Consider the following 19,056-nt stretch of genomic DNA (forward strand, 5'->3'; position numbering starts at 1 on the left):
CTGAATTAACTTTAAAAAACGCTTTATTTGCATAAAACGCGCGGAAAAAAACGGCATAAATGCCGTTTCTAAAAAAGGTTATTTTGTGCCAAAAATCTTATCGCCTGCATCACCCAAGCCCGGGATAATGTAGCCTTGCTCATTTAATTTTTGATCGATAGAAGCGGTGTATAATTCCACATCAGGGTGCGCTTTTTCTAACGCCGCAATCCCTTCAGGTGCAGCCACTAGCACTAATACTTTGATTTGATTACAGCCTTTTTCTTTTAACAAATCAATGGTTGCAATCATTGAACCGCCTGTTGCCAGCATTGGATCGACCACGATCGCTAAGCGTTCTTCTAAATCACTGGCGAGTTTTTGGAAGTAAGGCACAGGTTGAAGAGTTTCTTCATCACGGTACATACCCACCACGCTAATTCTTGCACTTGGGATATGCTCTAATACGCCGTCCATCATTCCTAGACCAGCACGCAGAATTGGTACAACGGTTACTTTCTTACCTTTGATGCGATCCACTTCCACAGGGCCGCACCAGCCGTCAATGATGACTTTTTCCGTTTCTAAATCTGCCGTTGCTTCATAAGTGAGCAAGCTACCCACTTCCGTGGCTAATTCACGGAAATCTTTGGTGCTAACATCAGCGGCACGCATTAAACCAAGTTTGTGTTTGACTAATGGATGTTTGACTTCAACAATTTTCATCTGTAACCCCTTATTTCGACCCGTAAAAATAAAATCGACAAATTCTAAATCAAAGTGATGAAAATGAACAGCGAAATTAAGCAAAATCAGTGAAAAAAGTGCGGTGCGTTTTCACTGATTTTTTATATAAGGGAAAAATCAGGCAGGAAAAGGAAACTCTGCGAGAAATAACTCTTTGATTTGTAAAGGATACCCTTTGAGATCAAAATCAGAATAGCGCGCATAAAGCCCCGTTTCAGGATCTTGCCGCCAATATAGCGAAATACGCTGCATAGGTTGTTTAAATAACCACAAACCAATGGGCTGTTCACCCAGTTGAAGCACATATTGCGCCACATTCTGCACAGTGGTTTGAGGAAGTGTCGTTTGCGCAAAAATCCACGGTGTGCCATCGCCTTTCAGCAACACTTCGCGTAACCAAATTTGCTCAAGTGCGGTGCTTTTTGGCGAAATTTTTTCGCTTAAGTTTTCTTGCCAGCCTTGATAAATGACTTCTACGCTAAGTTGCTGGCAGGCTTGCTGTAATTTCTGCGTTAGCGAACCTTGATGTTGCACCCATTGGGCAATTTCAGGCGCAGCAAAATGCCCTGATGTTTGCCAATCAGGGCGAGCGAGTAATTGACGATAACGTTCAAAATCCATTTTTTAGACTTATTTTTGATGACGTTCTTTCAGCTTAGCGATAACATCTGCCCAGCTCAAGTCGGCATCTTGCAATAACACGGTTAAGTGATAGGCTAAATCCGCCGCCTCGCAAATGGTTTCTTCGCGATCTTTCACAGTTGCCGCCAGCGCAGTTTCCACGCCTTCTTCCCCCACTTTCTGCGCAATGCGTTTCGTACCACGGGAATACAAATGCGCGGTGTAAGAACTTTCAGGATTAGCGTCTTTGCGGCTGGCAATCAAACGTTCTAATTTGCTAAAAAAGATCCAATCAGGCTCGCTTGATTTTTCAAATTGATGAAAGCAACTTTCCGCGCCAGTATGACAAGTTTCACCAATGGGATCGGCAAGAATTAATAGGGTGTCATTATCACAATCTAAACTCATATCCACCACATTAAGAAAATGTCCTGAACTTTCCCCTTTCGTCCATAAACGTTGTTTGGTGCGTGAATAAAAAGTAACACGTTGTTCTGCAAGAGTTTTTTCAAGGGCTTCTGAGTTCATATAACCCAACATTAATACTTCACAAGTGCGGGCATTTTGCACAATAACAGGCAGTAAACCTCCCACTTTTTGCCAGTTGATTTTTTGCTGCATGTTAACACTCCAAACGAATGATAAGCTGTGATTGATTCGACAATTTTTTAACTATCTGCACATTTTCAATTGGGCTAGTGCAGCTTCTTGGCTGAATATATGCTTTTGCCATGTTAATCGCTGTTTGCTCATTAATTGGCGTCGCGTTTTGTTTGACCATATAAATAAAATAAGGGCGAGAAAAGAGTTGAATATAAGTATCCAGTACATATTTTTCCGCATTTTCGGTGATAACCGCATGATTTTCTTGCACAATCGAAAGTGTCTTTAAATCACTGGCTAGATCATCACTTCCCGTTATGGCTGCGCAAGCACAAAGTGATAATGGGAAGAGCATAAAAAGGGAAAATTTAACTATTCTCATAATATATCCTATGATTTTGTTCTAAGGTTAATAATGCTTTTTTACGTTCAATGCCACCACCATAACCCGTTAGTGTACCATCTGCTCCGATAACACGATGGCAAGGAATTAAAATGGAAATTTTATTTTTACCATTCGCATTTGCTACCGCTCTTATGGCATTGGGTTGCGCCATGTATTCCGCTTGCTGTTTATAACTGCGCGTTTCGCCGTAGGGAATTTGTTGTAAGGCGTTCCACACTTGCTGCTGAAAGGGGGTACCTTGCAAATAAAGTTTGGTGCGAAATTCTGTGAGCGTTCCCGTAAAATAAGCGTCCAACTCTTGTTGTAAGGTTATCGCACTCTCACTTTTTTGCCAATAGATATTCGCATTCAGCTGTTTTTGTAACACAGTCAGTTCACTTTCTAGCATTTTTCGATCGTAGAACTCTAATAAACAGAGTTTTTCTTGCCAGAAAAGTGCCAACATTTCACCCAGAGGGGTTACCATTGTGCAGGCGGTTAGCTGATTTTGATACTGTGGCTGGGGTGTGTGCAGAAGAAAATGTACGCGTTTTAAGCGGATATAGCACCCTAATGAAAAATGTAACTCTTTTTTGACTGCTTGTTTGAGTTGCTTTAATTCCTCTGGCGAACTTATTGGGTGCAGTAAATACGATTTAGGTGGACAGGCTTGCGCATCTAGCCAGCTGGCATAGGGTTGCCATTGTTGCGCTAAAATTGGGCTAAGGTTTGGCGGTGGTAACATATTATTCTCCTGAAAATAAGAAATCTGCCGCAGCTTGAATATGCAGCAGTGCGGTATCAAAAAATGGTAATTTGCAGTCGGTTTGTTGAATCAGTAAACCAATTTTATGCAGTTTACGCTGTAAAATAGCTTGGTTGGATGCATCAATAATATTCAAAAAAGGAATCGTGGTCGTCTCAATAATTTGTGGTGCAACTTTGTGCATCTTGTTAGTTGCAAGCACGATAGCATCTGCACCACTGTTTTTTAAAACGCGAGCGGCTTGAGCTAATACTTCCCCTGCCTTTTGCCAATTTCCTGATTTTTGGTATTCAACAATCTGCTCAAACCCAACCCTATTGAGTAGAATGGGGGGGGGAGTGATTTTTACCATAATGCTGGTTAATCAATTGGTTAATACCTTGGTAATAAGTGATTTTGCTTTCAGGGCTCATTTCACCAATAATACCTAATGCTTTCATTACATCTCCATTATCGTCTGATAGTAATACCTTGGCAATCGAGATAGCTTTTTAACTCCCTAATATCAATAATCCGCTTATGAAACACGCTCGCAGCGAGCGCGCCGTCCACATTTGCCTCAATAAAGGCATCACGAAAGTGTACCATTTCACCCGCGCCACCTGAGGCAATGAGTGGCACGTTGCACACATTACGCACTTTTTTTAGTTGGACTAAGTCATAGCCATTACGTACACCGTCTTGGTTCATCATATTCAGCACGATTTCACCTGCCCCGCGTTTTTGTACTTCTTGCACCCAATCCAGCGTTTGCCAGTGGGTTTGACGGGTGCGTTTTTCATCACCAGTGTATTGATTGACCCAATATTTATCTTGTTCGGCATCATACCAAGTGTCGATCCCCACCACAATGGCCTGCACGCCAAAGCGATCCGCCAAGCGAGAGATTAACTCGGGATCAGCAAGTGCGGGGGAATTTATGGAAATTTTATCTGCACCAAAGGTGAAAATTTGCTCCGCATCGGCAATAGCCTTGATTCCCCCAGCCACACAGAACGGAATATTGATCTCTTTCGCCACACGTTCCACCCAGCTTTTATCTACGGTGCGGCCGTCTGACGAGGCGGTGATGTCATAAAACACCAACTCGTCCGCCCCTTCTTCCGCATAACGTTTTGCTAGCGGCACAATATCGCCGATAATCTCGTGGTTGCGGAATTGCACGCCTTTCACAACCTGCCCATCACGAACGTCTAAACAAGGGATTATGCGTTTTGCCAACATTGGATTGCCTCCGCTACGTCAAATTTTCCTTCTAGTAATGCACGACCAACAATCACGCCAGCCACGCCTGTATTTTTTAAAGCAGCGATGTCTGCTAATGAGCCGATGCCGCCTGAGGATTGAAATTCAATCTGTGGAAAGGCGGTGCAGATTTCTTGATATAACGCCACATTCGAGCCTTGCAATGTGCCGTCACGGGAAATATCAGTGCATAAAACGTGCTGTAAGCCTACTTGGCGGAAATCGTTAATCACTTGCTCTAAGGTCAATGGGCTAGTTTCTTGCCAGCCGTGAATGGCGATGCGTTTTTCACCGTTCACAATATGAATATCTAAGGCGAGGACAAACTTTTCCGCACCATAGTTAGCGAACCATTGTTTTACCATTTCAGGTTGCTTGACCGCCGTTGAACCAATCACCACACGATTTGCCCCGACGGATAATAAATCTGCCACATCTTGCTCTGTACGAATACCACCGCCCACTTGAATATTAGCTTGCGTTGCGGCAATGATTTCGCCAATAAGTTTAGTTTGGCGTTGGCTCGGATCTTTCGCGCCTGTTAAATCCACTAAATGCAACTGCTTCGCCCCTTGTGATAAATAATGCTGAAATTGTGCGATGGGATTGTCGCTATATTGGGTTTGCTGGGCGTAATCCCCTTGATACAACCGCACAACCTTGCCGTCAATAAGGTCAAGTGCGGGGATAATTTGTGATGTTTTTTTCATTGTTGTGTTCTCTTTTTTGTTGTTATTAACTAAGCCATAAACGTAATTTCAACCCCCATGGGCTGCTTAATCCTGTGGTAGTGTGAACGATTTTACCGTTTTTAATAATGATAATACTTGGCGTAACCTGAATGTGCCATTGGGCGGAAAGTGCTCCCTGTGGATCATTTATGGTCAAAAAATCATATTGGTGTTGCTGTAGATAGTCTTGTACCGCCTGATCATTGCCTGATTTTAACGCAACGCTCACCACTTGCACGCCATCGTTGGCAAGGCTTGCAATGCTTGGTGAAGTGAGCGAGCAAATGCTGCACCAACTGCCCCAAAAGTAGAGTAGGACAGGTTTCTCTTTGCTGAGCTTAGCTAACTGAATACTTTCCCCATTCAATGCAAGCAAAGTCTGTTGCAAAGCATTTTCTGGGGCACCCGGTCGCCGCCAATAATCCATTGCGAAAGAGATCGTACCAAATAATAAGGTAAAAACGAGCAGATTTTTCACCGCACTTTTGATTTTATTCATTACAGATTTTCCATAAAATTCCGCAATAATTGTTCGCCCACCTTACCTGAACGCTCGGGGTGAAATTGCACGCCGTAGAAGTTATTTCTTGCAATCGCCGCAGAAAATGGCACGCCATAATCGCAGGTGGCAATGGTATTTTCATTTGGCAACACCGCATAGCTATGCACGAAATAGAAATAACTATCTTGCGGAATATCGATAAAGAGCGGGTGATTATCCTGATAATGCACCTTATTCCAGCCCATATGCGGCAATGGCAGTCCTTTATTTGGCAAGCGTTGCGTGTTGCCGTTAATCAGTCTAAGGGTTTCTATTTCACCTTCAGCGGAAAAATCGGTCATTAGTTGCATTCCCAAACAAATGCCTAATACAGGCTGAGTGAGCTGTTGAATTGTTTCAATTAATTGTCGAGATTGCATACTTTGCATTGCGGCTGACGCAGTCCCCACCCCCGGCAAAATAAGTTTTTCTGCACTTTGAATTTTGGCTAAATCATCGGTAATTTCCGCCTGATAGCCCAAACGCTCAAACGCAAATTTCACTGAAGAAAGATTAGCGCAGCCTGTGTTGATGATGGTGATATTATTCATTGTTTTCCCCTTTATGGTTTTTAGCGCCTAACGCTGAACCCAAAACCTTTTAATAACCATTGGGTTGTTTTCGTTGTCATGGTAGGTGTAGCCCTCCCTTTAAAACCTTGCATACTTCCAAAAGGTTTAAATTTAGCTATTTTATCTATTTCGGTATTCATTGATTCAGCATAACTAAAACAATTGCATATAGCTTTTCTTAAATCACTATCTGAAACATCTTTTCCATGAATGGTTTTATCTCTAACTTTTTCGGCAAATTCTAATTTCTTTACTATGTGATTAGGTAATGCTTTGCCAAAAATATTTCGATATAAATTTTTGAACCCTTCTCTAGTTAAATGCTCGTACTCAATAATATTTTTTGTTACCCCTGTATCTGCCTTATGTAATTTGATGATACCTCCATACAAAGCTCTATTCTGAGCCTCCTCTATTTTTATAAATAAATATGCAATTACAACTTCGAATGGGTATGCTTTTATAAGGTTAGGAGCGTATCTAAAAAACTTTTTAATTTCATCAGGTAATTCGTCATATGTTTTTATAACTCCTTTGTAGCTTTTTGTTTTATTAGTCATTTTATCCTCTTAGTTAAAATTAATTTTAAGTATGCTTTAATCTTGTAATGAAGATAATTAGCTTTATTTTGTTAAAAATATGATCTTCATTGCCCTAAATTTTGATGGATTAATTTAGTGTTCTAACTGGCGAGAACTCCAATTATTTTTGATACTTTCACCAATATAAAATTCGCGTTTATCAGGATCACCGATGCGTAAAAGTTGGCGATATTGTGTCCAGTTCAATTGCGATCGCAGTGCGTTCGCAATTGGAAAAGTGCGGTAAAATTGGCGGAATAATTCCAATTGCCTGCGACCAAAATTACTACCAAACTCTGGCTCAAGTTGTTTGGCAAGATATTTGATTAAGTAAGTACCATAATCTGCCCGCTCTTGTCCTTGCTGTTCTTCTTCAAAAATACGCTTGCCAATGTGCCAATACATCAGCACGCGCTGAAAATCCACCGCTCTCACCGCATTTTCACGCGATTGTGCGATGATCTGTTTAATATCAGTAATGATGGTTGTGTTGGTTAGCATTTCTAATTCCTTGAAATTTAAGGTAATAATTAAAGAACACCCTTACTACTCGGCATTTCATTCCCTTCAATGCGAATAGCTTGTCTTAATGTACGTCCGAACACTTTAAACAGGCTTTCGGTTTTATGGTGATCGTTGTCGCCGCTGGCTTTTAAGTGTAAGGTGGCGAGCATTGTAAATGCAAGGGATTGAAAGAAATGTTCCGTCATTTCCGTGCTGAAATCGCCCACTTTTTCTCGTTTAAATTTGGCTTTGAATTTGAAATAAGGACGCCCTGAAAGATCCAACGCACATTCTGCTTTGCATTCGTCCATTGGTAACACGAAACCAAAGCGCGCAATGCCGCGTTTATCGCCAATGGCTTGTTTCAACGCGGTGCCGAGCGCAAGTGCGGTGTCTTCCACGGTGTGGTGTTCGTCAATGTGTAAATCCCCTTTGCAGTTTACGTTCATTCTAAAACCGCCGTGGGTGGCAATTTGATCAAGCATATGATCGAAAAATCCCACGCCTGTTTGAATTTTATTTACGCCTGTTTCATCTAGCCAAACTTGCACTTTAATATCGGTTTCTTTGGTTTTGCGTTCCACTTCAGCATAGCGCGGTTGGCGCTCTCCAATATTGGTTACAGGCTCGTTCAACAGTTTTTCTGCGATCAGATCCCAATTGAGTTTTTCTGGGTGATATTGCAGGGCTTGAATGCCTAAGTTTTCTGCCAATTGCACATCGGTGGCGCGATCGCCAATTACAAAGCTGGTGGCAGGATCAAATAACTGCTTTTCAATATATTTTTTCAGCAATTTTGTTTTGGGTTTACGGCATTGGCAATTGTCTTCAGGCTTGTGCGGACAAATTAAAATATCATCAAATTCAATGCCTTGTGAACGGAAAAGATCAAGCATTGCATTATGCGGTTTATCAAAATCTTCTTTAGGAAAGGAATCTGTGCCTAAGCCATCTTGATTTGAAACCATCACAAAATGATATTTCTTTTTCAATTTTAATAGCGCAGGAATCACATTTTTTTCAAATTTTAATTTCTCTAAACGATCAATTTGAAAATCGGTTTTCGGCTCGTCAATTAATGTGCCATCACGGTCGATAAATAAGATTGATTTCTGTGTCATTTTGGTTTTCCTTTTATTTGTAATAAATAAGTGCGGTGGTTTTTTTCATTATTTTTGCGAGCTAATTGCCTCAACCACCCGTAAATTTTCCTCGGCCGTTCCCACGGTAATTCGGATACAATTTTCTAGCCCTAAGGCGTTATTTTGATTGCGTAAAATAATGCCTTGTTCCCAAAGTGATTTAAATATGTCGTTACCATTTTTAAATTTCACTAAAATATAATTGGCTTCGCTCGGGAAAATATCTTCTACCTGTGGCAAGCGTTGTAATTGTTCAATTAGCCATTGGCGTTGGGCTTTTACTTGCGCGACATTATTTTGCATTTCACTCAACCCCTGTTCCGATAAGGCTTGCGTGGCAAGATCCGAAACCGGCACGGGAATTGGATAAGGGGCGATCACTTTTTGTAATACGCCGATAAGTTCTTGATTGGCAAGCGTAAAACCACAACGTAATCCAGCCAAAGCAAAAGCTTTGGAAAGGGTGCGAATGATGGCAAGATGTGGGTAGTTTGTCAGCATTTGCACCATCGTGCTTTCAGGGCAAAACTCAATATAGGCTTCGTCCACCACTACGATTGCACGGTTTTTGGTCATTTCTAATAATTGGATTAAATCCGCACGGCGTAAAAGATTGCCAGTGGGGTTATTTGGGCTGCAAACGAAAATAACTTTCACCTTAGCAAGATTATTTGCAATATTGGCTAAATCTAACTGAAAATCTGCCGTTAATGGCACGGTTTTTGCTGTGATACCACAGGTTTCTGCGCTCACGGCATACATTCCATAAGTTGGCGGGCAATAAAGCACCTGATCGTCCGCTTCGCAAAAGGCACGAATAATCAGCTCAATGCCTTCATCGCCCCCACGTGTAACAAGTACATTTTCAGGTGCTACCCCCGCATAAGCAGCATAAGCATTCACCAGTTTTTCAGGCTGCGCTTCAGGGTAACGATTAAATTGGCGCTGCTGCAAATTCAAACCGGGGGAAAGCGGGTATTCATTGGCATTAAGCCATACATCGCCTTTGCCCCCCAAACGGCGCGCCGATTGGTAAGGGGTTAAGGCTTGAATATTTTTGCGTGATAATGTTGTGATTGTCATTTTTGTTCTCTCTAAAAATTTTTGTTTTTTTGACCGCAGTTTTATTTGATTAAAATAAAATGCTCAATAAGTTTTATCATTAATTCTTTTTGTTCTGGTAAACTTTCTGCCACAAGCAGAGCAAGCGCCACTAAGGTATTATCATTAATCAGCTGTTCTACTGGCTTGGCAAGCAAATGTTGATTTAATCTTAAATACCAAAGGAATAGAAATGCGCCAGTTCGTTTATTTCCATCAGTAAGTGGATGATTTTTAATGATAAAATATAACAAGTGAGCTGCGCGGCTAGCGATATTTGGATAAAATAAGGGGCTGTAGTAGATTAGCCCTAAATTTCACACCATTTTCGCAATATTTTTAACTGCTCTTTTGGTGTCCCAAAGTTAAACCGAAATTCACATTCCTTCAAGAATAAGGGAAAGTTTTTTTCGGTTAATTCCATTATATTTTCGCAGTATCCGCTTCGCCTGATTCCAAAAATTTTCAATGCCATTAATATGATTTTGTTTCACCGCAAATAGCTCGGAATGATTGATTCGTTCGTGGTGAAATTCACTCACATCAAGAGCATCATAACTGCGATAAGTGTCCGTATAAACCCAGCTATCAGGCTTGATTTTTCTTTTAATAACAGGGAGTAATGTTTCACTATTGGTGTTTTCAACCACAACAGTAAATACCTTTCCTTGTCGTTTTAGTAACCCAAAAACAGCAACTTTTCCAGCCGCTCCTCGTCCTCGTTTTCCCTTTCGATGACCACCAAAATAGCTTTCGTCTAGTTCAATTTCCCCCTCAAAAATCTCGTTAACTTCAAGGGATAAATGATAGCCAATCACAAGCCTGATTTTATGGTAGAACAAAGCGGCTGTATTCGGTTGAATATCTAGCAAATTTGCTGCCGTTCTTGCAGTAACTTCTGCGACAAAAAACTCAAGCAGTTTTTTCTGTATAGATTTCTTTAATTTACAATATGTTATCTTCATTTTTGTAGTATAGCATTGTTGCTAATCTACTACAGCCCCTAAAATAATTCCTCACCAAAACCTTGTTCAATGGTATGAATAGCAGACGCCAGCCCGTCATTGCGAGGGTTGGCAAATAATGGTGTGGCTTCGCCTTTTTCAATGAGCGTTTGCTTTAATTGTGCAATCGCGTTTTCGACATCTGGTATTAATAATGGGCGCATTTTATTTTGTTTTTGCTGATTGGAATTTAGACTTTGTTCGTCATAAGCCTGTAATAAGCTCCAGCTGCGTGAGTATTCTTGCACCACGGCAAGCACAGCTTTTCCTTCTTCATTCACTAACGTTTGATTGCTTAATGTACGATCCAGCAGGGCGATAACTTGACCAAACTCTACACCTTTTTCAGCTAAACGCTTTTGATTTAGCGTATAACCTTGAACCAGATATTCTTTAAGGCGTTGGGTTGCCCAACGGCGAAATGAAACACCTTCTGGTGATTTCACGCGGTATCCCACAGAAATTACGGTATCCAAATCATATAAGGTAATTGGTCTGTCAGAAGAAGCAATTTGCATTTTTTGCAAATTGCTTTTTTCTGAGATTTCACCATCTTTCATTGCATTACGAATATGCCTTGAAATAACAGAAACATCTCGTCCAAATAGGGATACCATTTGAGCTTGAGAAAGCCAAACAGTATCTTGGTTAAATTGAACCTCTACCTGTGTTGAACCATCTTGCGATTGATAAATTTCAATTTGATTTTGCATATTCTCTCCGATATATAACTGTATATAAAAACAGTTAATTATTCGTTATTTGTACAATTTTTGCAACTTCTCCAACCGCACTAACACGGCATTTTTATGGGCATCGAGCTGTTCGGCGGTGGCCATTTGGATCACTGTTGGTGCGAGATCTTGGAAGCCTTGTGGGCTAAGTTCTTGCACGGTCATTCGTTTGCTGAAATCTGCTAAGCCTAGGCTGGACGTGGTGCGAGTGTAGCCATAGGTGGGTAGAACGTGGTTGGTGCCGCTGGCGTAGTCGCCCATACTTTCAGGGCTGTATGCACCGAGAAAAATCGATCCTGCGTTATCCAGTTGATCGAGCAACGCACGGGCGTTTTCCACTTGCACCACTAAATGCTCTGGAGCGTATTGATTGCTGATTTCCACTGCTTGCGCTAAGTCTTCGGCAATAAAAATACGGCTGTGATCCAAGGCTTGTCGTGCTGTTTCAGCACGGGGTAATTGGGCAAGTTGGCGTTCGATAGCAAGTGCGGTGCTTTTTGCTAACGTTTCGCTCGGGGTAACCAGAATCACTTGGCTATCTGCACCGTGTTCCGCTTGAGAGAGCAGATCGCTGGCGACAAAATCGGGATCGGCATTTTCATCTGCCAAGACCAATACTTCAGAAGGGCCTGCTTGCATATCAATGGCAGCACCGTTCAGTGCTTGGCTCACTTGACGTTTGGCTTCAGTAACAAAGGCATTGCCGGGGCCGAAGATTTTATCCACTTTAGCAACGGTTTCTGTACCGAATGCCATTGCGACAATAGCTTGTGCGCCGCCAACAGGGTAAATGGTTTCGACCCCGCAGAGATCTGCCGCATATAAAATGGCATCAGCGATAGGCGGAGGGGAGCAAAGTACGATTTTTTTACAGCCCGCGATTTTGGCAGGAATGGCAAGCATTAAGACGGTGGAAAAAAGCGGGGCAGAGCCACCGGGGATATACAAGCCCACCCGATTAATCGGGCGAGTTACCACTTGGCAACGCACGCCCGCTTGGGTTTCAATGTCCACCGCTTGGGGGATTTGAGCTTGGTGAAAGCGTTCGATGTTGGCTTTGGCATTTTGAATGGCGGTTTTTAATTCATCAGGTAAGCGAGCCGCTGCTGCTTGAATTTCCGCTTGCGAGATAACGAGGCTGTCTAGTTTGACCTTGTCGAATTTTTCGCCTAATTCAAATAACGCCTTGTCGCCTTCACCTTGCACTTTTTCACGAATGGCGTCCACAGCGTCTTTAATGGACTGTGCTGCCGAAATGGCAGGTCGCATTAAGGCTTGTTGTTTTTCTTGTTGGGTTAAGTTTTTCCAGATTAGGGTTTGCATTGTGTTCTTCCTTAAAATTTGTTGCAAAATTTCACCGCACTTTAAGCGAGCATTTTTTCAATGGGTAGCACTAAAACCGAGCTTGCACCCTGTGCTTTCAATTCTTCCATTGTTTCCCAGAATAAGGTTTCTTGGCTCACTGCGTGCAGTGCCACTTTGCTTTCATCGTGAGCGAGAGGCAAAATGGTTGGGTTTTCCACCCCAGGAAGCAGGGAAATAATGGTTTCCAGTTGGGCTTTCGGTGCGTGGAGCATAATGTATTTGGATTCACCCGCCTGTTGCACGCCTTGAATGCGGGTGAGGAGTTTGTCCACAAGGGCTTGTTTTTCGTTTGATAACGGTTCTTTGCGTTGAATCAGGCAGGCGGTGGAGCGATAAATCACTTCCACTTCTTTTAAGCCGTTTGCTTCAAGGGTCGCGCCTGATGACACTAGATCGCAAATGGCATCAGCTAAACCTGCGGACGGGGCAACTTCCACCGAACCATTGAGCAGAGTGCTTTTGAAGGCTACACCTTGTTCGTTCATATAGCGTTTGAGTAGGTTAGGGTAGGAGGTAGCAATGCGGCAATTAGCGAAGTCTTGCACGCCGTTGTAAGCACGATCGCGATCGATGGCAAGCGATAAACGGCAACCGCCAAAATCTAAGGTGCGTAATTTTTTGTACGCTACGCTTTCGCCCGTGGCAAGACGGCCGAGTTCTTCCTCTTCCAGCACGTTTTCGCCGATAATGCCGAGATCTACAATGCCATCAAAAATTAAGCCGGGAATATCGTCATCACGCACGCGAAGAATTTCGATGGGCATATTTTCCGCATAAGCGATTAAACGTTGTTCGTTCCAGTTAATTTTTACGCCACATTGCTTGAGCAGCTCGGCGCAATCTTTGCTGAGGCGACCTTTCTTTTGTAAGGCGATTCTTAAGCGAGTTGGGTTAGTCATTGTGTTTTCCTTCTAATTAAAAATATTGGGTATAAAAAAATCTCTCGAAAGAAACTTCCGAGAGATCGCTAATTTTTAAATTAGTAGGATTGGCAACACTCGCTCGGAAGTCCTATCTTCCAAGCAATAGCCATCGCCTGAAAGATTATTCAGGGTGATGGTGATGATGAGTATTGCGATTAAAATTCATTTTGTGTTTCTCCAAAAAATAACTGCCTACTAATCTATGCAAAAAAACTTTTTTATGCAAGCAAAATTTTCAACTTTTTTTCGCTTTAATGAAAAGTAACACGGGGCGATGCTGCAAATCCTTGAATTCTTGCTGCCATTCGGGCTGATCCGCCAGCATTGGTTCAAGCATTTTTTCCACTTGAAAGCCCGCATTGATGAGATCGTTTACAATGGTGGACAAGGTGCGGTGATAGGTTTTAAAAGGCTGTTTAAACCAATTTCGCTGCCGTTCGCCCTCATCGCGATAATAATTCAGACGATAGGCAAGTTGCTGTTTATTTTGATCTTTTTCCCATCGCTCCCCGCCTTGATAGCAGGTAACAATCGGGTGTTCTTGCGAGAAAATAAGTGTGCCGTTGGTGTTGAGCTTGGCATAAATATTGGCGAGCAGCTGAGGAAAATCCTGCACATAATGAAAAGCGAAAGAGCTAGTAATCACATCAAAATTGTCATCAGGCAAGGTATTTAGCTGTTCCATTGCGAGTTGATGTAATGTAAAGTGCGGTTGTTTTTCGGCGAGATTTTTTGCCGCTTGACTCAACATTGCTTGAGATAAATCCATTCCCACCACAAATGCTGCGCCTTTTTGCAAATAAAGCTGTAAATGCTCGCCCATTCCACAACCCAGATCGAGCAGTTTTTTGCCCGTTAAATCAGGCATTAAACTTAACATTGTGGGCTTTTCCACAATTTCATTCAGGCTAATGGGGTTTTGGCGTAATTTTTGGTAAAGCTCAAAAAAGCCTTCTTTATCGTAAACGGAGGTTTTCATTATTGTTATGTGAAAAAATTAGCACGGTTTCCCGTGCTAATGGTTGAAATTTAAGCCTATTTTAAGCGATTTAGGTTTATCTGCCAAATACCGGTAACAAGCCAAAGAGATCGGCCAGTTGAATAAAGATATTGAGCAGACCAAACAGGATAACGAAGTAAATCATTCCGTTGCCACCATAAACTTGGTAGGTTTGGTTTGGATATTTAGTGCGGCAAGCTTTGGCAAGAAGCGCGGGAATAATCACCGCCCAAATGGTCGCCGCAAGCCCTGCGTAGCCAATGGCGATCACAAAGCCATAAGGGAAAAGCAGGCTTAAAATCAACGGCGGTAAGAAGGTGATTAATGCGGTTTTTGTTCTGCCCGCGCTGCTGTTGTCGAATTTGAATAAATCCGCAATGTAATCAAATAAACCAAGGGTTACGCCAAGGAATGAGCTGGCAATCGCCATATAAGCAAAGAAACGCAACATTAAGCCCACAAAATTTGTTTGAATTTGGCTATTCAAGGCTTCAAGTAATGCTGCAATGTCGCCGCCTTTTTGGATCACTGGGATAAATTCATTACGCGGCAAATTGCCCTGAATGGCAAGCTGCCATAACATATAGATTATTAATGCGATAAATGTGCCGTAAATAATAGATTTGGTCACTTTGCTGCTATCGCGATCATAATATTTCACTAAGCTCGGCACATTTTGGTGGAAACCAAAAGACACCAAACAAACCGGTAAGGCAGCAAGGGCGAATGGTAGATATTGGCTATCTTCTGTGGCTAGGCTATCAAGCAAAATATCGGTGTTTACCATTCCTAACAAATTGGTTACAGAGAGTAAGAAAGCAACCACCATTCCCGCGATTAAAACGGTGCTAAAGCGATCTACGGCTTTGGTGGAAAACCACACGAAAAAGGCGAGTACCGCACAGAAAATCAGCGAGCCAGAAATGCGTCCAATTTCCACCGCACTTTGTTCGCTGCTAAATAATTGATTTAGAAAACTTTCCGTCAAACCGCCGCCAGAGGTGATATAAGCGTAGGTGAGAATATAGAGCACAAACGCCACGGAAAGCCCATTTAGCACGTTCCAGCCTTTGCCGAGCAAGTCTTTTACAATGGTGTCAAAACTTGCCCCTGTGGGATAATGCAAGTTAGCTTCAAGTAGCATTAAGCCCGATGTGGTCATACAAAACCAAGTGTAGCAAAGGATCAAAATAGAGCCGATAAACCACACGCCAGAAGTGGCAATAGGGTTTGCCAACATTCCTGCACCAATGGTGCCGCCAGCGATAATCATTGCACCGCCGAATAAGGAAGGATTTTTTTTCATAAATTCACCTAAAGTTTAATATTGGTATCGATGAACTATTATAATAGTACAAAATAAAAATACAATGGCTAAATTGCCCGTTTAGCTTGGCAAAAGCAAAAAAATCAAGCTATAATTCAAGGGTTTTATTACCATTCATTAACTAGAAGGAAAGACCAAATGGGTTTAGAAATCGTTCCAGCAGGAAAAGAACTTCCTGATGATATTTATGTTGTTATTGAAATCCCAGCTAATTCAGATCCAATCAAATATGAAGTGGATAAAGAAACTGGGACATTATTCGTTGATCGCTTTATGGCAACCGCAATGTTCTACCCAGCGAACTATGGTTACATTAACCACACCTTATCTTTAGATGGCGATCCTGTTGATGTATTAGTACCAACTCCTTATCCATTACAACCAGGTTCTGTGATCCGTTGCCGCCCAGTGGGTGTGTTAAAAATGACGGACGAATCAGGTCAAGATGCGAAAGTGATCGCCGTGCCACACACAAAATTAAGCAAAGAATACGATCACATTAAAGATGTAGGTGATTTACCAGCTTTATTAAAAGCCCAAATCCAACACTTCTTTGAAAGCTACAAAGCCCTTGAAGCGGGTAAATGGGTGAAAGTTGATGGTTGGGAAGGTGTTGAAGCTGCTCGCCAAGAGATTTTAGAGTCTTTTGAGCGCGCGAAAAAATAATTTTTCCTTTACTTTTAATACCGCCTTTTCGTAGGGCGGTATTTTTCTATGTGTAAACTTAAGGAGTGAAAATGTTAAAAACCTTGAAAAAAATCACCGCACTTTCTGTATTGGCATTAATGCTTAACGCCTGTGCGGATTCCGCGAGCATTAACCAACAAGCCGCAGCAAATTACCGCCAAACGGTGAATCAAGCACAACAGCAAGGGGCTGTGGATACCACTTCCACCACCGCAAAACGCATTCATAAAGTCTTTAACAAAATGTATCCTTATGCGAATCAAGAAAACCACACAGGGCAGCCGTTCAACTGGCAAATTACGGTGATTAAATCCGATGAGCTAAACGCGTGGGCAATGCCGGGCGGAAAAATGGCATTTTATACCGGATTAGTGAATAAATTACAGCTCAGTGATGATGAAATCGCTACCGTAATGGGACACGAAATGGCGCACGCACTCAAAGAACACGGTAAGAAAAAAGTAAATATGGGAGCATTTACCAATGTTGTCGCACAAGTGGCTCACGTTGCACTTTCCACTCAAATTGGTTCAGAAGGTAGCGGACTTATTATCGGAATTACCAAAGATTGGGCGCTCGATAAACCTTATTCTCGCAGCGCTGAAACAGAAGCCGATGAAGTCGGCTTATTATTAATGGCAAAAGCGGGCTACAACCCAGAAGCCGCACCTAGATTATGGGAAAAAATGCAAAAAGCGTCATCGAGTTCACAAGGTGTACTTGCTGCACTTTCTTCCACTCACCCAAGCGATAAAGATCGCCAACAAAATCTACTTCGCCTAATGCCGGAGGCTGTGGCGATTTATAAAGTGAGTAAGTAATTATTTACAAATAGACAAAACAAAGTGCGGTGGAAAATTCAGAAATTTTACACTGCACTTATTTTTACCTTTTCTAAGAACGAGTTGGTTTTCTCAGTTCCCAGCCTGTTTGGGTTTTGATTAAATAAAGGCTTTTATCTTTTGCCGCGTAGCCGCCTTTTACCACATCTAAAATTAAATTTTGCGGTAAATTCGCTGAGAAGACTTCGGCTTTGCCTTGTTCTTGGGCAAGAATGACATATACCGCAAGGGTTGGGTTTTCAGGATCGGTTAAACGAATATCGGCAATAGAAAAAGGTTGTACGCATTGCTGTTTGAGTTCTGACCAAGTGTAGCCCGCAGAAGGAATGCAGCCTTTTTCATCGCTGTCTGCGCCCACTAAAGGCATCGGCGAAGGGGAAGTACAGCCCATTATCAGGGCTGTACTAAGTAAAGATAATGTTATACGTTTTTTCATCTTAGCGTCTTGGTAAATAGTTTACAGGATCAACGGATTTACCTTTGTAACGAATTTCAAAGTGAAGTTTTACGCTATTTGTGCCAGAGCTGCCCATTTTTGCAATTTGCTGACCTGCGCGTACTTCTTGCTGATCTTTCACTAAAATGCTTTCGTTATGCGCATAGGCACTGAGGAAATCATCATTATGTTTGATGATGATAAGATTCCCATAACCGCGCAACGCGTTTCCAGCATAAACGACACGCCCCGCAGCGGCGGCATTAACCGCTTGCCCACGCGAACCGCTGATGTCGATCCCTTTGTTGCCACCATCTGAAGTGGAGAAACCTTGCACGATTTTACCGCTAGTTGGCCATTGCCACGCCACATTTGATACAGCTGGCGCTTGAGTTTGCACGGGTTTTGCCACAACTGGTGCAGTTCGGGTTACCGCTACAGGTGCTTGCGCAGTGGCTTGTGCTGGTGTGCCAGTATTTGATTTGACTGGGCCAATAATTGAGCCATCAGAGCCATATTGTGTGCCGTTAGGGCCTGGTGTATAGGTTACCGCAGGCTCAACAGGTTTAGCTGGTTTTTCAGCAGGTTTTGCTGTGCTAGTGGTATTCACTGGTGTTGGCGCTGGTGCGGTTTCGTTAGACACTTTCAAAGTTTGCCCTACGCTTAAGGTATAAGGCTCAGACATATTATTCATTGCTGCAAGCTCTTTGACATCAATGCCACAAATATAAGCGATTAAGAACATCGTATCGCCTTTGCGTACTTTATAGGTATTCCCTTTATAAAAGCCTTTGTCGATTTTGCTGTAATCTGGCGCATTGGTTTCAGGATTACGCGGAATCTCAAAATTTTGCGAAACCTGCTGTGCTTTGGCTTGTGTGTTAGTCACAGTTTTTTTAGTTTGTTGAACCACTTGGTTTGCTTGTTGTTGCACCTGAGTTGTTTGTCGTTGCACTTGGGCAACCTGCGGTGCTTGCACTTGTGGCGTTTGTACCTGCGGCGCTTGATAAGCCGGTTGTGTTGCTGGTGCAGTCATTGTCGCTGGCATACTTTGTTGCTGAATTTGTGGTTCCCAAGTATTGCCTGCGTTGCTATCTACGGGCTGCATTGTGCCTGGTGGTAATGCGCCATCAGCACTTTCTACAGGCGCTGGTGCGCTTGATGAACAAGCGGATAGCACTGCCACGCTAATAGGTAAAAGTAAAAATGATTTTTTCATT

At 42.4% G+C, this 19,056-nt stretch carries 24 protein-coding genes, 2 pseudogenes and 1 other annotated feature; of the genes and pseudogenes, 2 read left to right on the top strand and 24 right to left on the bottom strand.

Features of this window, described 5'->3' with window-relative positions:
- Positions 1 to 78 precede the first annotated feature (78 nt).
- From upp to ELZ61_RS03400, 22 genes and pseudogenes are all read right to left on the bottom strand, one after another.
- Positions 79 to 705, bottom strand: a complete 627-nt coding sequence (gene upp, locus ELZ61_RS03300; RefSeq protein ID WP_103854208.1) for a uracil phosphoribosyltransferase — start codon at positions 703 to 705, stop codon at positions 79 to 81.
- Between the two features lie 138 nt (positions 706 to 843).
- The gene (locus ELZ61_RS03305; RefSeq protein ID WP_126371414.1) at positions 844 to 1,347 is read right to left on the bottom strand and encodes a chorismate--pyruvate lyase family protein; all 504 of its coding nucleotides are present in this window, start codon (positions 1,345 to 1,347) and stop codon (positions 844 to 846) included.
- Positions 1,348 to 1,356: 9 nt separating this feature from the next.
- Positions 1,357 to 1,968: a bifunctional phosphoribosyl-AMP cyclohydrolase/phosphoribosyl-ATP diphosphatase HisIE gene (hisIE, locus tag ELZ61_RS03310; protein ID WP_126371415.1), complete on the bottom strand. Its 612-nt coding sequence runs from the start codon at positions 1,966 to 1,968 to the stop codon at positions 1,357 to 1,359.
- 1 nt (position 1,969) lies between these two features.
- Positions 1,970 to 2,332, bottom strand: a complete 363-nt coding sequence (locus ELZ61_RS03315; RefSeq protein WP_126371417.1) for a hypothetical protein — start codon at positions 2,330 to 2,332, stop codon at positions 1,970 to 1,972.
- Positions 2,319 to 3,080, bottom strand: coding sequence for a methylated-DNA--[protein]-cysteine S-methyltransferase (locus ELZ61_RS10820; RefSeq protein WP_126371419.1), 762 nt, complete (start codon positions 3,078 to 3,080; stop codon positions 2,319 to 2,321). The genes ELZ61_RS03315 and ELZ61_RS10820 overlap by 14 nt, the downstream gene beginning before the upstream one ends.
- Position 3,081: 1 nt before the next feature.
- Positions 3,082 to 3,453: an aspartate/glutamate racemase family protein gene (locus ELZ61_RS03325; protein ID WP_422386256.1), complete on the bottom strand. Its 372-nt coding sequence runs from the start codon at positions 3,451 to 3,453 to the stop codon at positions 3,082 to 3,084.
- Positions 3,416 to 3,541 (bottom strand): hypothetical protein, encoded by a 126-nt coding sequence (locus tag ELZ61_RS10840; protein ID WP_422386257.1) that lies wholly within the window; start codon positions 3,539 to 3,541, stop codon positions 3,416 to 3,418. The genes ELZ61_RS03325 and ELZ61_RS10840 overlap by 38 nt, the downstream gene beginning before the upstream one ends.
- 10 nt (positions 3,542 to 3,551) lie before the next feature.
- On the bottom strand, positions 3,552 to 4,325 hold the full coding sequence (hisF, locus tag ELZ61_RS03330; protein WP_126371421.1) for an imidazole glycerol phosphate synthase subunit HisF: 774 nt from the start codon (positions 4,323 to 4,325) through the stop codon (positions 3,552 to 3,554).
- On the bottom strand, positions 4,307 to 5,056 hold the full coding sequence (hisA, locus tag ELZ61_RS03335) for a 1-(5-phosphoribosyl)-5-[(5-phosphoribosylamino)methylideneamino]imidazole-4-carboxamide isomerase (protein WP_126371423.1): 750 nt from the start codon (positions 5,054 to 5,056) through the stop codon (positions 4,307 to 4,309). The genes hisF and hisA overlap by 19 nt, the downstream gene beginning before the upstream one ends.
- Before the next feature lie 25 nt (positions 5,057 to 5,081).
- On the bottom strand, positions 5,082 to 5,576 hold the full coding sequence (locus tag ELZ61_RS03340; RefSeq protein WP_126371426.1) for a protein disulfide oxidoreductase: 495 nt from the start codon (positions 5,574 to 5,576) through the stop codon (positions 5,082 to 5,084).
- Positions 5,576 to 6,169, bottom strand: a complete 594-nt coding sequence (gene hisH, locus ELZ61_RS03345; RefSeq protein ID WP_126371428.1) for an imidazole glycerol phosphate synthase subunit HisH — start codon at positions 6,167 to 6,169, stop codon at positions 5,576 to 5,578. The genes ELZ61_RS03340 and hisH overlap by 1 nt, the downstream gene beginning before the upstream one ends.
- Positions 6,170 to 6,189: 20 nt before the next feature.
- Positions 6,190 to 6,750, bottom strand: coding sequence for a hypothetical protein (locus tag ELZ61_RS03350; protein ID WP_126371430.1), 561 nt, complete (start codon positions 6,748 to 6,750; stop codon positions 6,190 to 6,192).
- A gap of 114 nt (positions 6,751 to 6,864) precedes the next feature.
- Positions 6,865 to 7,272 carry a DUF1016 N-terminal domain-containing protein gene (locus ELZ61_RS03355; RefSeq protein WP_197717467.1) on the bottom strand — a complete coding sequence of 136 codons (408 nt, stop codon included), beginning with the start codon at positions 7,270 to 7,272 and terminating at the stop codon, positions 6,865 to 6,867.
- 29 nt (positions 7,273 to 7,301) lie between these two features.
- Entirely contained in the window at positions 7,302 to 8,396 is a 1,095-nt protein-coding gene (gene hisB, locus ELZ61_RS03360; protein WP_126371432.1) for a bifunctional histidinol-phosphatase/imidazoleglycerol-phosphate dehydratase HisB, read from the bottom strand.
- Between the two features lie 48 nt (positions 8,397 to 8,444).
- The gene (hisC, locus tag ELZ61_RS03365; RefSeq protein WP_126371434.1) at positions 8,445 to 9,500 is read right to left on the bottom strand and encodes a histidinol-phosphate transaminase; all 1,056 of its coding nucleotides are present in this window, start codon (positions 9,498 to 9,500) and stop codon (positions 8,445 to 8,447) included.
- Positions 9,501 to 9,541: 41 nt separating this feature from the next.
- A pseudogene (locus ELZ61_RS03370) lies at positions 9,542 to 9,808 on the bottom strand (type II toxin-antitoxin system death-on-curing family toxin); the annotation flags it as partial.
- A gap of 20 nt (positions 9,809 to 9,828) precedes the next feature.
- Positions 9,829 to 10,483, bottom strand: a pseudogene (locus tag ELZ61_RS03375) (IS1595 family transposase).
- A gap of 38 nt (positions 10,484 to 10,521) precedes the next feature.
- The gene (locus tag ELZ61_RS03380) at positions 10,522 to 11,235 is read right to left on the bottom strand and encodes a virulence RhuM family protein (RefSeq protein WP_241969719.1); all 714 of its coding nucleotides are present in this window, start codon (positions 11,233 to 11,235) and stop codon (positions 10,522 to 10,524) included.
- Positions 11,236 to 11,280: 45 nt separating this feature from the next.
- Positions 11,281 to 12,579, bottom strand: coding sequence for a histidinol dehydrogenase (gene hisD, locus ELZ61_RS03385; RefSeq protein ID WP_126371436.1), 1,299 nt, complete (start codon positions 12,577 to 12,579; stop codon positions 11,281 to 11,283).
- 41 nt (positions 12,580 to 12,620) lie between these two features.
- Positions 12,621 to 13,520 carry an ATP phosphoribosyltransferase gene (hisG, locus tag ELZ61_RS03390; protein WP_126371438.1) on the bottom strand — a complete coding sequence of 300 codons (900 nt, stop codon included), beginning with the start codon at positions 13,518 to 13,520 and terminating at the stop codon, positions 12,621 to 12,623.
- Positions 13,521 to 13,552: 32 nt separating this feature from the next.
- Positions 13,553 to 13,690 (bottom strand) — a sequence feature (His leader region).
- Positions 13,691 to 13,779: 89 nt separating this feature from the next.
- Complete coding sequence (locus ELZ61_RS03395) at positions 13,780 to 14,523, bottom strand: class I SAM-dependent methyltransferase (RefSeq protein ID WP_197717468.1); 744 nt, start codon at positions 14,521 to 14,523, stop codon at positions 13,780 to 13,782.
- Between the two features lie 76 nt (positions 14,524 to 14,599).
- Positions 14,600 to 15,850: an aromatic amino acid transporter gene (locus ELZ61_RS03400; RefSeq protein WP_126371442.1), complete on the bottom strand. Its 1,251-nt coding sequence runs from the start codon at positions 15,848 to 15,850 to the stop codon at positions 14,600 to 14,602.
- A gap of 159 nt (positions 15,851 to 16,009) precedes the next feature.
- Between ELZ61_RS03400 and ppa the strand changes: the two genes are divergently transcribed.
- Both ppa and ELZ61_RS03410 read left to right on the top strand, forming a co-directional pair.
- Entirely contained in the window at positions 16,010 to 16,537 is a 528-nt protein-coding gene (gene ppa / locus ELZ61_RS03405; RefSeq protein WP_103854223.1) for an inorganic diphosphatase, read from the top strand.
- Between the two features lie 71 nt (positions 16,538 to 16,608).
- The gene (locus ELZ61_RS03410; RefSeq protein WP_126371443.1) at positions 16,609 to 17,379 is read left to right on the top strand and encodes a M48 family metallopeptidase; all 771 of its coding nucleotides are present in this window, start codon (positions 16,609 to 16,611) and stop codon (positions 17,377 to 17,379) included.
- A gap of 73 nt (positions 17,380 to 17,452) precedes the next feature.
- Here the strand turns inward: ELZ61_RS03410 and ELZ61_RS03415 are convergent, their stop codons facing one another.
- Together ELZ61_RS03415 and nlpD are read right to left on the bottom strand one after the other, a co-directional pair.
- A complete protein-coding gene (locus tag ELZ61_RS03415) occupies positions 17,453 to 17,836 on the bottom strand; it encodes a hypothetical protein (RefSeq protein WP_126371445.1) in 384 nt (127 codons plus the stop codon).
- A gap of 1 nt (position 17,837) precedes the next feature.
- Positions 17,838 to 19,055 carry a murein hydrolase activator NlpD gene (gene nlpD / locus ELZ61_RS03420; protein WP_126371447.1) on the bottom strand — a complete coding sequence of 406 codons (1,218 nt, stop codon included), beginning with the start codon at positions 19,053 to 19,055 and terminating at the stop codon, positions 17,838 to 17,840.
- Between the last annotated feature and the right edge of the window lies 1 nt (position 19,056).

Source organism: Avibacterium volantium (assembly GCF_900635775.1).
GTDB classification, from domain to species: Bacteria; Pseudomonadota; Gammaproteobacteria; order Enterobacterales; family Pasteurellaceae; genus Avibacterium; species Avibacterium volantium.

Bases quoted from the DNA above. Each gene is read 5' to 3' on its own strand.
- ELZ61_RS03380 (WP_241969719.1), bottom strand. From the start codon at position 11,235: ATGCAAAATCAAATTGAAATTTATCAATCGCAAGATGGTTCAACACAG.
- ELZ61_RS03315 (WP_126371417.1), bottom strand. From the start codon at position 2,332: ATGAGAATAGTTAAATTTTCCCTTTTTATGCTCTTCCCATTATCACTT.
- ELZ61_RS03340 (WP_126371426.1), bottom strand. From the start codon at position 5,576: ATGAATAAAATCAAAAGTGCGGTGAAAAATCTGCTCGTTTTTACCTTA.
- hisD (WP_126371436.1), bottom strand. From the start codon at position 12,579: ATGCAAACCCTAATCTGGAAAAACTTAACCCAACAAGAAAAACAACAA.
- hisA (WP_126371423.1), bottom strand. From the start codon at position 5,056: ATGAAAAAAACATCACAAATTATCCCCGCACTTGACCTTATTGACGGC.
- ELZ61_RS03305 (WP_126371414.1), bottom strand. From the start codon at position 1,347: ATGGATTTTGAACGTTATCGTCAATTACTCGCTCGCCCTGATTGGCAA.
- hisC (WP_126371434.1), bottom strand. From the start codon at position 9,500: ATGACAATCACAACATTATCACGCAAAAATATTCAAGCCTTAACCCCT.
- ELZ61_RS10820 (WP_126371419.1), bottom strand. From the start codon at position 3,080: ATGTTACCACCGCCAAACCTTAGCCCAATTTTAGCGCAACAATGGCAA.
- ELZ61_RS03415 (WP_126371445.1), bottom strand. From the start codon at position 17,836: ATGAAAAAACGTATAACATTATCTTTACTTAGTACAGCCCTGATAATG.
- hisG (WP_126371438.1), bottom strand. From the start codon at position 13,520: ATGACTAACCCAACTCGCTTAAGAATCGCCTTACAAAAGAAAGGTCGC.
- upp (WP_103854208.1), bottom strand. From the start codon at position 705: ATGAAAATTGTTGAAGTCAAACATCCATTAGTCAAACACAAACTTGGT.
- ELZ61_RS10840 (WP_422386257.1), bottom strand. From the start codon at position 3,541: ATGAAAGCATTAGGTATTATTGGTGAAATGAGCCCTGAAAGCAAAATC.
- ELZ61_RS03325 (WP_422386256.1), bottom strand. From the start codon at position 3,453: ATGGTAAAAATCACTCCCCCCCCCATTCTACTCAATAGGGTTGGGTTT.
- ELZ61_RS03400 (WP_126371442.1), bottom strand. From the start codon at position 15,850: ATGAAAAAAAATCCTTCCTTATTCGGCGGTGCAATGATTATCGCTGGC.
- ELZ61_RS03350 (WP_126371430.1), bottom strand. From the start codon at position 6,750: ATGACTAATAAAACAAAAAGCTACAAAGGAGTTATAAAAACATATGAC.
- nlpD (WP_126371447.1), bottom strand. From the start codon at position 19,055: ATGAAAAAATCATTTTTACTTTTACCTATTAGCGTGGCAGTGCTATCC.
- ppa (WP_103854223.1), top strand. From the start codon at position 16,010: ATGGGTTTAGAAATCGTTCCAGCAGGAAAAGAACTTCCTGATGATATT.
- hisF (WP_126371421.1), bottom strand. From the start codon at position 4,325: ATGTTGGCAAAACGCATAATCCCTTGTTTAGACGTTCGTGATGGGCAG.
- ELZ61_RS03355 (WP_197717467.1), bottom strand. From the start codon at position 7,272: ATGCTAACCAACACAACCATCATTACTGATATTAAACAGATCATCGCA.
- hisB (WP_126371432.1), bottom strand. From the start codon at position 8,396: ATGACACAGAAATCAATCTTATTTATCGACCGTGATGGCACATTAATT.
- hisH (WP_126371428.1), bottom strand. From the start codon at position 6,169: ATGAATAATATCACCATCATCAACACAGGCTGCGCTAATCTTTCTTCA.
- ELZ61_RS03395 (WP_197717468.1), bottom strand. From the start codon at position 14,523: ATGAAAACCTCCGTTTACGATAAAGAAGGCTTTTTTGAGCTTTACCAA.
- ELZ61_RS03410 (WP_126371443.1), top strand. From the start codon at position 16,609: ATGTTAAAAACCTTGAAAAAAATCACCGCACTTTCTGTATTGGCATTA.
- hisIE (WP_126371415.1), bottom strand. From the start codon at position 1,968: ATGCAGCAAAAAATCAACTGGCAAAAAGTGGGAGGTTTACTGCCTGTT.